Source organism: Bradyrhizobium sp. SZCCHNRI1029 (assembly GCF_032487555.1).
Lineage (GTDB): Bacteria > Pseudomonadota > Alphaproteobacteria > Rhizobiales > Xanthobacteraceae > Bradyrhizobium.
The window spans coordinates 1-13,382 of sequence record NZ_JAUEUK010000003.1 but is presented as its reverse complement, the minus strand read 5'-3'; the positions used below and the strand labels follow the sequence as shown (position 1 = coordinate 13,382).

At 63.8% G+C, this 13,382-nt stretch carries 9 protein-coding genes; 8 read left to right on the top strand and 1 reads right to left on the bottom strand.

Annotated features, from left to right (window positions below; translation table 11 throughout):
* Positions 1–13 precede the first annotated feature (13 nt).
* Positions 14–1,195 (bottom strand): bifunctional 2-C-methyl-D-erythritol 4-phosphate cytidylyltransferase/2-C-methyl-D-erythritol 2,4-cyclodiphosphate synthase, encoded by a 1,182-nt coding sequence (locus tag QW861_RS09270; RefSeq protein ID WP_316192953.1) that lies wholly within the window; start codon positions 1,193–1,195, stop codon positions 14–16.
* 451 nt (positions 1,196–1,646) lie between these two features.
* Between QW861_RS09270 and dusB the strand changes: the two genes are divergently transcribed.
* From dusB to QW861_RS09230, 8 genes are all read left to right on the top strand, one after another.
* Entirely contained in the window at positions 1,647–2,600 is a 954-nt protein-coding gene (gene dusB / locus QW861_RS09265) for a tRNA dihydrouridine synthase DusB (protein ID WP_315712620.1), read from the top strand.
* Complete coding sequence (locus tag QW861_RS09260; protein WP_315751120.1) at positions 2,597–3,784, top strand: nitrogen regulation protein NR(II); 1,188 nt, start codon at positions 2,597–2,599, stop codon at positions 3,782–3,784. The genes dusB and QW861_RS09260 overlap by 4 nt, the downstream gene beginning before the upstream one ends.
* A 9-nt stretch (positions 3,785–3,793) precedes the next feature.
* Complete coding sequence (ntrC, locus tag QW861_RS09255) at positions 3,794–5,236, top strand: nitrogen regulation protein NR(I) (RefSeq protein WP_315711890.1); 1,443 nt, start codon at positions 3,794–3,796, stop codon at positions 5,234–5,236.
* Positions 5,237–5,411: 175 nt separating this feature from the next.
* A complete protein-coding gene (locus tag QW861_RS09250) occupies positions 5,412–7,757 on the top strand; it encodes a PAS domain-containing sensor histidine kinase (RefSeq protein WP_315751121.1) in 2,346 nt (781 codons plus the stop codon).
* Positions 7,758–7,774: 17 nt separating this feature from the next.
* Positions 7,775–9,145, top strand: coding sequence for a sigma-54 dependent transcriptional regulator (locus tag QW861_RS09245; protein WP_315711893.1), 1,371 nt, complete (start codon positions 7,775–7,777; stop codon positions 9,143–9,145).
* A 269-nt stretch (positions 9,146–9,414) separates the two neighbouring features.
* Positions 9,415–9,663 (top strand): RNA chaperone Hfq, encoded by a 249-nt coding sequence (gene hfq / locus QW861_RS09240; protein ID WP_006613906.1) that lies wholly within the window; start codon positions 9,415–9,417, stop codon positions 9,661–9,663.
* Positions 9,664–9,690: 27 nt separating this feature from the next.
* Positions 9,691–11,070, top strand: coding sequence for a GTPase HflX (gene hflX, locus QW861_RS09235; RefSeq protein ID WP_315711897.1), 1,380 nt, complete (start codon positions 9,691–9,693; stop codon positions 11,068–11,070).
* Positions 11,071–11,543: 473 nt separating this feature from the next.
* On the top strand, positions 11,544–13,211 hold the full coding sequence (locus QW861_RS09230) for an HNH endonuclease signature motif containing protein (RefSeq protein ID WP_315751122.1): 1,668 nt from the start codon (positions 11,544–11,546) through the stop codon (positions 13,209–13,211).
* Positions 13,212–13,382: the final 171 nt, after the last annotated feature.

Sequence of the window (13,382 nt, the reverse complement as noted above, 5' to 3'; positions counted from 1 at the left end):
GGGTGGTGCGCCTCTAGGCGCTCCACGGCAGACGGATCGTCGCGCTCGCCGTCGCTGCGATGCCTTCCTCGCGGCCGGTGAAGCCGAGCCGCTCGCTGGTGGTGGCCTTCACCGCGATGCGCGAGATGTCGACGCCGGTGATCTCGGCGATGCGGGCGCGCATCTGGTCGCGCAGGGGGCCGATCTTCGGGCGCTCGCAGATCATCGTGACCTCGAGATTGGCGACGCGGCCGCCGCGGGCGGTCACGCGCTCGATGGCGTATTTCAAGAACTGGTCGGATGCGGCGCCTTTCCACTTCATGTCGGAGGGCGGGAAGTGCGAGCCGATGTCGCCATCGGCCAGGGCGCCCAAAATTGCATCAACCAGAGCGTGCAGACCGACGTCACCGTCGGAGTGGGCAAGGAACCCCTTGCTATGCGGCACACGCAGGCCGCACAGCCAGACATGGTCGCCTTCGCCGAAGGCGTGGACGTCGTAGCCGGTGCCGGTCCGGATGTCGCCGAGCTGCGCGGCAAGGCGCGCTTCCTCGCGCACGAAATCTTCCGGTGTGGTGAGCTTCATGTTGGAAACATCGCCCTCAAAGGTCGCGACGGTCAATCCCGCCCATTCGGCGATCGCCGCATCATCTGTGAACTCGGTGAGGCCGTCGCGCGCGGCGCGGCGGTGTGCCTCCAGGATCGTGTCGAACTTGAAGGTCTGCGGCGTCTGGGCGATGCGCAGCTTCGCGCGCTCCGGTGTCGCGGTGATGTCGCCGCCCGTGCCGACTTCCTTGATGGTGTCGGTGACCGGCACCACGGGAATCGCCGCACCGGTCTTGCCGGCCGCTCGAATCGCGCGCGAGATCACGGCGGGCGTGACGAACGGACGCGCGGCATCGTGGATCAGCACGATGTCGGGCTTGTGCAGCGCCAGCGCTTCCAGGCCCGCGAGCACCGAGGCCTGTCGCGTCGCACCGCCATGCGCTGGGGCCTCGTGGCGCAGGCCGAAGACGGCTGTGTTGAAGATGTCGATGTCGTCGGGGTTCACCACCGGCTGGACCACCGCCACCTCGGGGTGATCGGCGAAGGCGGCGAGCGCGCGATGGATGACCGTGCGGCCGCCGATCATGCGATATTGCTTCGGACCGCCGGCGCCGGCGCGCAGGCCACGTCCGGCCGCGACGAGAATGGCTGCAGTCCGCTGAGAAGTCGTCATGGGAACAGGGTATCGATGCTGATGAGGATGATGGGGTTCGCGGCTTCTTACATCTGCAGAAGATGTTAAGCGAGCAGGATCACACGTCGCATGAACGGCACCTGCGATCGCGACACAAGCGCCGGGATCCGCTGGCGCGTTGAGGGGGGGCGATCGCACCTGCCGCCTGCGAGCACCTTGCCGAGCCATGCAAAAATCCGGCGGCTCACGGGTTTACCATGACTGCCGAACAAGCATATTTTGCTGCGCTGCACTTGAAATGCCGATCGTCTTGGCTAAAGTGTAGGCATGACGCTTGACTGCACAAGATTTGTGCTTGAGAGTGCAGCGCAGACGCGATGATGCGTCCAAAGAGCTTTAAGAGTCGTTCGTGACCGGTCCGGCCAATACACAAGCCAAAGCCTTGAAGATAGGCGACGTTTCGCTCGCCAACCGGGCCATTCTCGCGCCGATGTCGGGGATCACCGACGCGCCGTTCCGCCGACTCGCGGCCGAGCTCGGCGCCGGGCTGGTGGTGTCCGAGATGACTGCGAGCGACGATCTCGTGCGCGGGCGGTGGATATCCCGGTTGCGCTGCGAGGCGAGCGGCGTCGGGCCGCATGTGGTGCAGCTCGCCGGCTGCGAGGCGCATTGGATGGCCGAGGGCGCGAAGGTCGCCGAGGATGGCGGCGCCGAGATCATCGACATCAACATGGGCTGCCCGGCGCGGCACGTGACCGGCGGCCAGTCCGGCTCGGCCCTGATGCGCGATCTCGATCATGCGCTGACCTTGATCGAGGCGACGGTCGAGGCAGTCGATGTGCCCGTGACCCTGAAGATGCGGCTCGGCTGGGACGAGCGCAGCCTGAATGCGCCGGAGCTGGCGCGCCGCGCGCAGGCCGCGGGCGTGCAGTTGATCACCGTGCACGGCCGTACGCGGCAGCAGTTCTACAAGGGCGAAGCCGACTGGAGCGCGGTGCGCGCCGTGAAGGACGCCGTCGATCTGCCGGTCGTCGTCAACGGCGACATCACCAGCTATGAGGACGCGCGCGAGGCGCTCGACGCCTCCGGCGCCGATGCCGTGATGATCGGGCGCGGCGCGCAAGGCCAGCCCTGGCTGCCCGGCCAGATCGGCCGCCGACTCGAGGGCGGTGCGGAAGAGGGCGCGCCGGAGCTGGCGCAGCAGCTCGGTCTTCTCACCGCGCTCTATGACGAGATCTGCCGTCACTATGGCGCGCGTGTCGGCCTGCGCCACGCCCGCAAGCATCTCAGTTGGGGGCTCGACGTCGCCGCCCAGCACGCGCAAGCGCCGGCCGAAAAACTGAAGGCCTGGCGCGACCGTATCCTGACGTCCGAGCAGCCGTCCTTGGTGCATCGGGCGCTGCGTGAGGCCTTCGACGATTTTGCCTGGAGTGCAGCCGCATGAGCTCAGCCGCAGAACAGCGCAAGCGACTTCCATCGGATGGCGACGCCATCCTCAACGCCCTGCCGAATCCGGTCCTCGTCATCGGCCCGGACGGTATGATCATGGACGCCAACATGGCGGCGGAATCGTTCTTCGATTCCTCCACCCAGTTTCTGCAGCGGCAGTCGCTGAAGAAGCTGGTGCCGTTCGGCTCTCCGTTGCTGGCGCTGATCGATCAGGTCCGCACCACCAGCGCGCCGGTCAACGAGTACAAGGTCGATCTTGGCACGCCGCGCACCGGCGCCGATCGGCTCGTCGACCTGCACGTCGCGCCGCTGCCGGAGCGGCCTGGCCATATCGTGGTGATGCTGCAGGAGCGCACCATCGCCGACAAGATGGACCGCCAGCTCACCCATCGCAGCGCCGCGCGCTCGGTGATCGCACTGGCCGCGATGCTCGCGCACGAGATCAAGAACCCGCTGTCGGGCATCCGCGGCGCCGCGCAGCTCCTGGAGCAGCAGGCCTCCTCCGAGGACCGCATGCTGACCCGGCTGATCTGCGACGAGGCCGACCGCATCGTCACTTTGGTCGACCGCATGGAGGTGTTCGGCGACGACCGCCCGGTGGCGCGCGGGCCCGTGAACATCCATTCCGTGCTCGATCACGTGAAGCGGCTGGCGCAGTCCGGCTTTGCCCGCAACATCCGCTTCGTCGAGGACTACGATCCGTCGCTGCCGCCGGTGCTCGCCAACCAGGATCAACTGATCCAGGTGTTCCTGAACCTGGTCAAGAATGCCGCGGAAGCGGTCGTCGATCTCGGCTCCGATGCGGAGATCCAGCTCACCACGGCGTTCCGCCCGGGCGTGCGCCTGTCGGTGCCCGGCAAGAAATCGCGGGTGTCGCTGCCGCTGGAGTTCTGCGTCAGGGACAACGGCCCCGGCGTGCCGGAAGACCTGATGCCCAATCTGTTCGATCCGTTCGTGACCACCAAGCCGACCGGAAGCGGCCTCGGACTTGCATTGGTCGCGAAGATCGTCGGCGACCATGGCGGGATCATCGAGTGCGAGTCGCAGCCGCGCAAGACGACCTTCCGGGTGCTGATGCCGATGTACAGCGCAACCAAACAACCAGACCAAAGCCCAAATCACAGCCATGGCGATGACGTTTCGGGGACGCCGTTGCATGCCTCACAGGGATCAAATTGAGGACCACCTATGCCTGCAGGTAGCATTCTCGTTGCCGACGACGATACGGCCATCCGCACGGTCCTGAACCAGGCGCTGTCACGCGCCGGCTATGAGGTGCGGCTGACCGGCAATGCCGCGACGCTGTGGCGCTGGGTGAGCCAGGGCGAGGGCGATCTCGTCATCACCGACGTGGTGATGCCGGACGAGAACGCGTTCGACCTGCTGCCGCGGATCAAGAAGATGCGGCCGAACCTGCCGGTCATCGTCATGAGCGCGCAGAACACCTTCATGACCGCCATCAAGGCGTCGGAGCGCGGCGCCTATGAGTATCTGCCGAAGCCGTTCGACCTGAAGGAGCTGATCGCGATCGTCGGCCGTGCCTTGGCCGAGCCGAAGGAGCGTGCGGCGAGCCAGCCCGACGACGGCGAGTTCGAATCGATCCCGCTGGTCGGCCGCTCGCCGGCGATGCAGGACATCTACCGCGTGCTGGCGCGGCTGATGCAGACCGACCTCACGGTGATGATCTCGGGCGAGAGCGGCACCGGCAAGGAGCTGGTGGCGCGCGCGCTGCACGATTACGGCAAGCGCCGCAACGGGCCGTTCGTCGCGGTCAACATGGCGGCGATCCCGCGCGACCTGATCGAATCGGAACTGTTCGGGCACGAGCGCGGCGCCTTCACCGGTGCCAACACCCGCGCCTCCGGCCGCTTCGAGCAGGCCGAGGGCGGCACCTTATTCCTGGACGAGATCGGCGACATGCCGATGGAGGCGCAGACGCGGCTTTTGCGCGTGCTGCAGCAGGGCGAGTACACCACCGTCGGCGGCCGCACCCCGATCAAGACCGACGTGCGCATCGTCGCCGCCTCCAACAAGGACCTTCGCATCCTGATCCAGCAGGGGCTTTTCCGGGAAGATCTGTTCTTCCGCCTCAACGTCGTGCCCCTGCGGCTGCCGCCGCTGCGCGAACGCATCGAGGACCTGCCGGATCTCGTCCGCCACTTCTTCGCGCTGGCCGAGAAGGACGGGCTGCCGCCGAAGAAGCTCGATGCCGCGGCGCTGGAGCGGCTCAAGCAGCACCGCTGGCCGGGCAATGTCCGCGAGCTGGAGAATCTCGCCCGGCGTTTGGCCGCGCTGTATCCGCAGGACGTCATCACGGCGTCAGTCATCGATGGCGAGCTGGCGCCGCCGGCGGTGACCACCGGCTCGAACACGCCGACCTCGATCGACAATCTGGGCGGAGCAGTGGAGGCCTATCTGTCCTCGCACTTCCAGGGATTTCCCAACGGCGTGCCGCCGCCGGGGCTGTACCACCGCATCCTCAAGGAGATCGAGATTCCGCTGCTGACGGCAGCGCTGGCGGCGACGCGCGGCAACCAGATCCGCGCCGCCGATCTGCTCGGCCTCAATCGCAACACGCTGCGCAAGAAGATCCGCGACCTCGACATTCAAGTGTACCGCAGCGGCGCTTGACGGTTATTTGATACCTCTACGGCGGGCTCGGACCCGCCTCAGGTGAGAATTAATGTAGACAAATCCGCGACGCGCTCCGGCGCCGCGGATTTGTCGCAATTTGGCAACAGCGTGGTAGGAATGCATCAGTCCGATTCCCGGACGTGCCGCGTTCAGCATCACCCACCTTGCCGGAATGACCAGCGCAGAGACATCGGCCACCCCCTTCGATTCGTCGTCCACCGAGGGCCGGCGCTGGACCTGGCGCACCTGGCTGGCGCCGGTGGCGGTGGCGCTGGCGCTGCTGTCGGCCTTCCTCACCTTCATCGTGCTGGTCGGGCTGACCCCGGTCGAGCCCACGACCGACGTGGTCAAGACCTTCTACCTGATCGACGCCGGAACGATCCTGGTCCTGGTCGGGATCATCATCCGCGAGGTCTGGCAGGTGGTGCAGGCCCGCCGGCGCGGCCGGGCGGCGGCGCGGCTGCACGTCCAGATCGTCAGCCTGTTCTCGGTGATCGCGGTCCTGCCGGCGGTGCTGGTCGCCGTGGCGGCCAACGTCACCATCGATCGCGGCCTCGACCGGCTGTTCTCCGGACCAGCGAAAGTCGCGATCCAGAACTCGCTGACCATTGCGCGCGCCTACATGCAGGAGCACGCGCAGTTCATCCGCGGCGACATCATCGGCATGGCGACCGACATCGCACGCGCGCGGCCGCTGTTCGACCAGGACCGCGCCAGCTTCCGCGAGCTGCTCACCACCAGCGCCGCCTCGCGCAATCTGCCCGGCGCGATGATCATCGACAAGAACACCAACCCGATCGTCTGGGCCGAGACCGGCGGGGTGCAACTGGCCTATTCGCCGCCGGCGCCCGAGTTCCTCAACAATGTCCGGGAGGAGGAGCCCGAGATCGCGGTCCTGCCGGAGTCGAACTACGTCGCCGCGGTGATCCGGCTGCGCGCGTTCAACGACACCTTCCTCTACGTCGCGCGTCCGCTCGATCCGCAGGTCGTCGAGCAGCTCAAGCAGACCGAGCTGTCGGTCGCCGAATACGCCCAGGTCGAGGCGCGGCGCTTCGGCATCCAGATCGCCTTCGCGCTGATGTTCGCGGTGATCGCGCTGACCATCCTGATGGCCTCGGTGCTGATCGGGCTGAACTTCGCCAACTGGCTGGTGGCGCCGATCCGGCAATTGATGAATGCCGCCAACACCGTGTCGACCGGCGATCTCAACGTCCAGGTCCCGGTGCATCGCTCGGAGGGCGATCTCGCCCAGCTCGGCCAGACCTTCAACAAGATGACCCAGGAGCTGCGCACCCAGCGCGACGAGCTGGTCAGCGCCAGCGAATTGATCGACAGCCGGCGCCGCTTCATCGAGGCGGTGCTGTCGTCGGCCTCCGCCGGCATCATCGGCGTCGATGCCTCTGGCAGCGTCGGCATCCTCAACCGCTCGGCCGAGAAGCTGATCGGACATGCCGAGCAGGAGGTGCTCGATCATCCGCTCTCCGACGTGCTGCCCGAGCTCGACGATATGATGAAGACCGCGCGCGAGGGCAAGCAGCGGCTGGTGCAGGGTCAGATCACGATCCAGCGCGACGGCCACGAGCGCAATCTGTCGGTGCGCGTCACCGCCGAGCAGACCAACCAGGCGCGCGACAGCTACATCATCACGCTCGACGATATCACCGAGCTGGTGTCGGCGCAGCGCACCTCGGCCTGGGGCGACGTCGCGCGGCGCATCGCGCATGAGATCAAGAATCCGCTGACGCCAATTCAACTGTCCGCAGAGCGAATTCGCCGCAAATTCGGCAAGGTCATCACCGAGGACAAGGCGATATTTGAGCAATGTACCGAGACGATCGTGCGGCAGGTCGACGACATCAGGCGAATGGTCGACGAGTTCTCGCGGTTCGCGCGGATGCCGAAGCCGGTGATGGAAGGCGAGGACGTCGCCGACACCGTGCGGCAGGCCGTGTTCCTGATGAAGGTCGCGCATCCCGAGATCGACATCGAGACCGAGATCAAGCAGGACCCCTTGCGCGCGCAGTTCGATCGCCGCCTGATCTCGCAGGCGCTGACCAACATCATCAAGAACGCCACCGAGGCGATCGAGGTGGTGCCAGAGGCGGAGCTCGGCAAGGGCCGTATCGACGTGGTCGCCTCGCGCGAGGGTGAGGACGTGCTGATCGACGTCATCGACAATGGCATCGGCCTGCCGAAGGTGGCGCGGCAGCGGCTGCTCGAGCCCTATGTCACGACCCGCGCCAAGGGCACCGGCCTCGGGCTCGCGATCGTCGGCCGCGTGCTGGAAGACCATGGCGGCAAGCTCGAGCTGAAGGACGCGTCCGATTTCCGTCCCGGCCAGCGCGGCGCCTGGATGCGGCTGCGCTTTGCCGTCTCCGGCCAGGCCGCGAAGACGGGCGCGAAGGAGCAGGCGGCGGCGTCTGACAATGCGCAGAAGACCGAGGTTGGCGGCGAAACCGCTGACACGGTTCAAACGACCAATGATGAACCAAAAATCCAAGCCGCAACCGGCAGCTGACGAGACAGGCGTGACCCATGGCGAGTGATATTCTGATTGTCGACGATGAAGCCGATATCCGGGAGCTGGTCGCCGGCATCCTGGATGACGAAGGCTTCACGACGCGAACCGCGCGCGACAGCGATTCGGCGCTCGCGGAGATCACGAGCCGCCGTCCCAACCTGGTGTTCCTGGACATCTGGCTGCAGGGCTCCAAGCTCGACGGTCTGCAGCTCCTCGAGCAGATCAAGAAGGACCATCCCGACCTTCCGGTCGTGATGATCTCCGGCCACGGCAACATCGAAACGGCGGTCGCCGCGATCAAGCGCGGCGCCTATGACTTCATCGAGAAGCCGTTCAAGTCCGACCGGCTGATTCTGGTAGCGACGCGTGCGCTGGAGAATTCCCGGCTCAAGCGCGAGGTGCGAGAGCTCAAGCAGCTGGCGCCGACCGCGAGCAGCATGACCGGCCGCTCGCCATCGATGAACCAGTTGCGCCAGACCATCGAGCGCGCCGCCAAGGCCAACAGCCGCATCCTGATCGTCGGCCCTCCCGGCTCGGGCAAGGAGCTCGCCGCGCGTTCGCTGCACGCTCAGTCGCCGCGCTCCGAGGGCCCGTTCGTCGTCATCAACGCCGCCGCGATCACGCCGGAGCGGATGGAGGAGGAGCTGTTCGGCATCGAGCAGTCCAATGGCGAGCAGGCGCGCAAGACCGGCGCGCTCGAAGAGGCCCACGGCGGCACGCTGTTCGTCGACGAGATCGCCGACATGCCGCGCGAGACGCAGAACAAGATCCTGCGCGTGCTGGTCGACCAGACGTTCCAGCGCGCCGGCGGCACCACCAAGGTGCACGTCGACGTGCGCATCATCTCCTCGACCGCACGGAATCTCGAGGAGGAGATTGCCGCCGGGCGTTTCCGCGAGGACCTCTATCACCGTCTGTCGGTGGTTCCGATCCGGGTTCCGCCGCTGTCGGAGCGCCGCGAGGACATTCCGGAGCTGATCGACTATTTCATGGAGCAGATTTCGGCCACGACCGGCCTGCCGAAGCGGCAGATCGGCCAGGACGCCATGGCCGTGCTGCAGTCGCATGTGTGGCCCGGCAACGTCCGTCAGCTTCGCAACAACGTCGAGCGCGTCATGATTCTGGCCGCCGGCGGACCGGAGGTGATCATCACCGCCGACATGCTGCCGCCGGATGTGGGATCGATGGTGCCGGCGATGCCGACCAGCAACAATGGCGAGCACATCATGGGACTGCCGTTGCGCGAGGCACGCGAGGTGTTCGAGCGCGACTATCTCATCGCCCAGATCAGCCGCTTCTCCGGCAACATCTCGCGCACGGCCGAGTTCGTGGGCATGGAGCGGTCCGCCCTGCATCGCAAGCTGAAGGCGCTCGGCGTCGGCTGAGGCTCCAGCTCGGCCAAACTTGCCGACTGGACGAATTTACATTGGAAAATTCGTCCATTTCCGGAATTTTACGGATGAATCCGGTTCTTTTGGAACCGGCCTCCTTGCAAGCGGCTTGCCTAATATGCTCGCCTGTCTTCTAATCCGGCATCCCATGGTCCCTCGAGGGGGATCTCAATGGACCATGGGTCACCTCGATGAATCCGGGGCCTGCGATCGGGTCATCGAAGGTTCAATAAGAAAAAGCACAAGACTGCGAGATAACAACAATGGCGGCCGACCGCGCACAAAACCTACAAGACACCTTTCTCAACCATGTCCGCAAGACCAAGACGCCGCTCACGATCTTCCTGGTCAATGGCGTGAAACTGCAGGGTATTGTCACATGGTTCGACAATTTCTGCCTGCTGCTCCGGCGCGACGGTCACTCGCAGCTCGTCTACAAGCATGCGATCTCCACCATCATGCCGGGCGCGCCGATCCAGTTGTTCGAAGGCGGCGAGGACGCGTCTGCGTGAGTGTGACCTGACGTGAGAGTGACCTGATTGGAACCCCGCGATCGCGAAGGGACCATCGGCCTGTCGAGGCCGGATGACAATAAGGGGACCGGGCTCGTCATCGTGGTCGGCCCCTACTTGCGAGCGCGCCGCGGCGACGATGGCGCGCAAGCAGGCCAATCCGACATGCGTGATTTCGAGGCACGGATCGACGAGGCGGCGGGCCTCGCGCGGGCCATCGACCTGACGGTGGCCGAGGCCATTCTCGCGCCGATCGGGCAAATCCGCCCTGCGACCTATCTCGGCAAGGGCAAGGTCGAAGAGATTGCGGGTGTGATCGCCGGCCATGGCGTCGAGCTGGTGGTGATGGATTGCGCGCTGTCGCCGATCCAGCAGCGAAACCTTGAGAAGGCCTGGAACACCAAGGTGCTCGACCGCACCGGCTTGATCCTGGAGATCTTCGGCCGCCGCGCCAAGACGAAGGAGGGCGCGCTGCAGGTCGAGCTCGCGCATCTCAACTATCAGCGCAGCCGTCTGGTGCGGTCTTGGACCCATCTCGAACGCCAGCGCGGCGGCTTCGGCTTCATGGGCGGTCCCGGCGAGACCCAGATCGAGGCCGACCGCCGCCTGATCGGCGACCGCATCACGCGGCTCGAGAACGAGTTGAAGAAGGTCCAGGCGACGCGGCGGCTGCATCGCGCCGGACGCCAGCGCGTGCCGTATCGCGTCGTGGCGCTGGTCGGCTACACCAATGCCGGCAAGTCGACGCTGTTCAATCGCCTGACGCGCGCCGACGTCCAGGCCGCCGACATGCTGTTCGCGACGCTTGACCCGACCTTGCGCGCGATCACGCTGCCGCATGGCGGCAAGGCGATGCTGTCGGACACCGTGGGCTTCATCTCCAACCTGCCGACGCAGCTCGTCGCCGCCTTCCGCGCCACGCTCGAGGAGGTGCTGGAGGCCGACGTGATCCTGCACGTCCGCGACATGTCGCACGAGGATGCCGAGGCGCAGCAGCACGATGTCGAGCTGGTGCTCAGCCAGCTCGGCATCGATCCCGAGGCCACCGACACCATCATCGAGGTCTGGAACAAGATCGACCGTCTCGACCAGGCAGCGCGCGAGAACCTCGCCAACATCGCCGGGCGTCGGCCGCCGGAGCGGCCATGCCTGCTGGTCTCGGCCCAGACCGGGGACGGCGTCGACGCGCTCCTGCAGACGATCGAGGACCGTCTCGCGGCGGCGCGGACCACGCTCGATCTCACCATCGACGCTGCCGACGGCGCCGGCATCTCCTGGCTGCATCGCAACGCCGAGGTGCTGGCCAAGGAGCTGAACGAAGGCCGCTACGACATGACCGTGCGCGTCGACGCCACCAAGCGCGACATCGTGGTCGAGCGCTATCACGGCGTGCCGCGGGTGGCGTGAAACAGTAAAGGTACCCGACCACTATCGATTGCCCCGCGATCGAGCGGCAATCATCCAAATCAGCTGATTTGAGCGCTTATTCTCTATATTCTTTGAGCGTCTCCGGCGGTCGCCTAGTAAGCCACATCAGCATCATCGCGCAGCAGAATCAAACGGATGCAGCCGATTGAACGGCTCTCACAGCCATCTCCGCTCATAGACGCAGATGACTTTACACATAGAAAACTTACAACTAAAACGTGTTAATTCTCAATATTGCCTTGTATCAAGAGCTGCCAACAGCCACGCCGTTCAGAAGCGCCTTTCGTCTAAATCAGATTATTTTGTCGAGCGACATGCGGGTTGCGCGTATGGCCTCAAGAGAAAAAATCCGACAGAGTGTCCGAACCTCGATCTTTATGAGATCGATTGGCCGCTGTGAGTACGGGGCTTGTGGGGAAATCGCAGCAAGATGGTCCAATGGGCACATCGAGATGATCGGCGAGCTCTGTCACATCCTGCCGGTGAATGAGGGTAGTCGATCCGAATTCAAAGCGTCGTTTCCGCACGTCGATCTCGATTCTGAGAACAACTTGATGCTGCTTTGCCGAAAGCACCATCACCTGATCGATCAAGAGAAGCCGAGCGAATACCCGCCGGCGATTCTTTTCCAGATGGTCATTAACAAGGCTCGTCACGTCGCCAGATTCGTGGACGACTTGTTTCAGAGTAGTCCATTTAGGTTCGACCACCACGAGTTGGCGCAAGATGTCAGGGTCGGTCGAATATATGACCTGATGAATGAGGCGACCCTGAGTGGACCAAAAGAGGGGCGCAGTCTTCTCCGGCAGGCAGAGCGTGTCCTGGGCGACATTGCGCTCAATCCCTTGGTTGAAACTGCCGTGCAATGGGTGGAGCTGGCGCGACTTGAGCTCAAAACTACGTTGTTGGAGAACGACTATTCCTCGTCTCGATGGGAGAAGGGGCTGCAGGCGAGCATCGCTATCCTGAAAACGATAGTAGACCCGCGAAAAGTGCCCGTCGCGGTTTCGCTTATGCTGCTTTTCTTAAGGGATGAATACGGTGTATTCGATGCACAGAGAAAGCTAACGCTGGCGAAGTCGCTGAACGACAAGCTCGATTCCGTTAGTGGTTCAGCTGACGATCGTGACGCATTGGCTTATAGTTTAATTGTAAAGTCATCCGTGGTCAGGTGGCGAGGTCGCTTGCAGCGACTTCAATCACATCAAGAACGCTCGTTCAGCGAAGCTGAACGCTGCGCGAAACGCAGCCTTTCTCTCGTTAGATCCTCGTCGGCGTTGCTGCAGTCTTTGCTCGTGGAATACTCGAAAGCAAGATTGCTCCCCCTGAGGTCGGTCGCGGAGTACGATGAACGAATAGCCGCTATAGGCCAAACCTTAGAAAGCCCCGAGCTTTTAGAGTACGGCGCGGCTGCGAAATATCGTCCAATCTTCTATCGACAAACATTTCAATATACCAAGTCGATAGACGCATTTTGGACGGGCATCGATTTCGGATTTCGTCCTGCGTTGAGCCGTGTGGCACACGTCATAGGCGAGGCTTCGACTGCTGCATATTCGCAAGATCGAAGCAGAGGATTGACCATTGTGAATGATGCACTCTCGTTTCTTTCGGAGGCATTGCGTCAGGGATTCGATCATGCCCACAATTTCAAGGCTTGGATTGCTTGCAGGTCCATTGTGGATGAAAAGTGGTTCGATATTAATCTGTTATCCAAGTTTGAGGCTGATCTCGAAGCTCCGAACCAACTCGCGAACATCTTGACGGATGCGCGGCGGCGCTTTTTTGGACAAGACGCGTTCGGCCACGACGTGCTCTTCGGTGTCGATGAAGCAGAGTTCTGGACGATGCTAGGCACTTTGACTGCTCGTTGTAGATCTGATCTGGATCTCGCAATGCGGTTTTTCGAACGCGCCAGTCGCTATGGAGGGCATAGGTTTCCGATACATGCTGCACGTGTGCGGGCCTGCTTGCACGTGAAGCGTCTGGAGGAAGCACGGGCGCACCTGCTTAGGGCCCGGAGCGTGGCAAGCGCGCGATATGGGAGCGCAATCGCTGATCTAGAAGCATCCCTAGCCAGATTGGAAGAGTCACCTGGTCTGTCTCGAAGCTCGGCATGATGCATTTTGTACCTCGTGTCCAAGTTGCTTTCTCCGTGTCGTTCCACAGCTGTCGACACCTTCAGGCAAGACAGCGTCCAGAGTGGCCTCGTCTGCAGTGACCTTGCCCCCAAGTTTTATCCAGATCTGAGTTCGTTCGGGCGGTTTGATGTGCCCATCTGGGCGGTCGTA

Coding starts and splice junctions, on each gene's coding strand:
- QW861_RS09270 (WP_316192953.1), bottom strand. CDS start 1,195: ATGACGACTTCTCAGCGGACTGCAGCCATTCTCGTCGCGGCCGGACGT.
- dusB (WP_315712620.1), top strand. CDS start 1,647: ATGTCGGGGATCACCGACGCGCCGTTCCGCCGACTCGCGGCCGAGCTC.
- QW861_RS09260 (WP_315751120.1), top strand. CDS start 2,597: ATGAGCTCAGCCGCAGAACAGCGCAAGCGACTTCCATCGGATGGCGAC.
- ntrC (WP_315711890.1), top strand. CDS start 3,794: ATGCCTGCAGGTAGCATTCTCGTTGCCGACGACGATACGGCCATCCGC.
- QW861_RS09250 (WP_315751121.1), top strand. CDS start 5,412: ATGACCAGCGCAGAGACATCGGCCACCCCCTTCGATTCGTCGTCCACC.
- QW861_RS09245 (WP_315711893.1), top strand. CDS start 7,775: ATGGCGAGTGATATTCTGATTGTCGACGATGAAGCCGATATCCGGGAG.
- hfq (WP_006613906.1), top strand. CDS start 9,415: ATGGCGGCCGACCGCGCACAAAACCTACAAGACACCTTTCTCAACCAT.
- QW861_RS09230 (WP_315751122.1), top strand. CDS start 11,544: ATGATCGGCGAGCTCTGTCACATCCTGCCGGTGAATGAGGGTAGTCGA.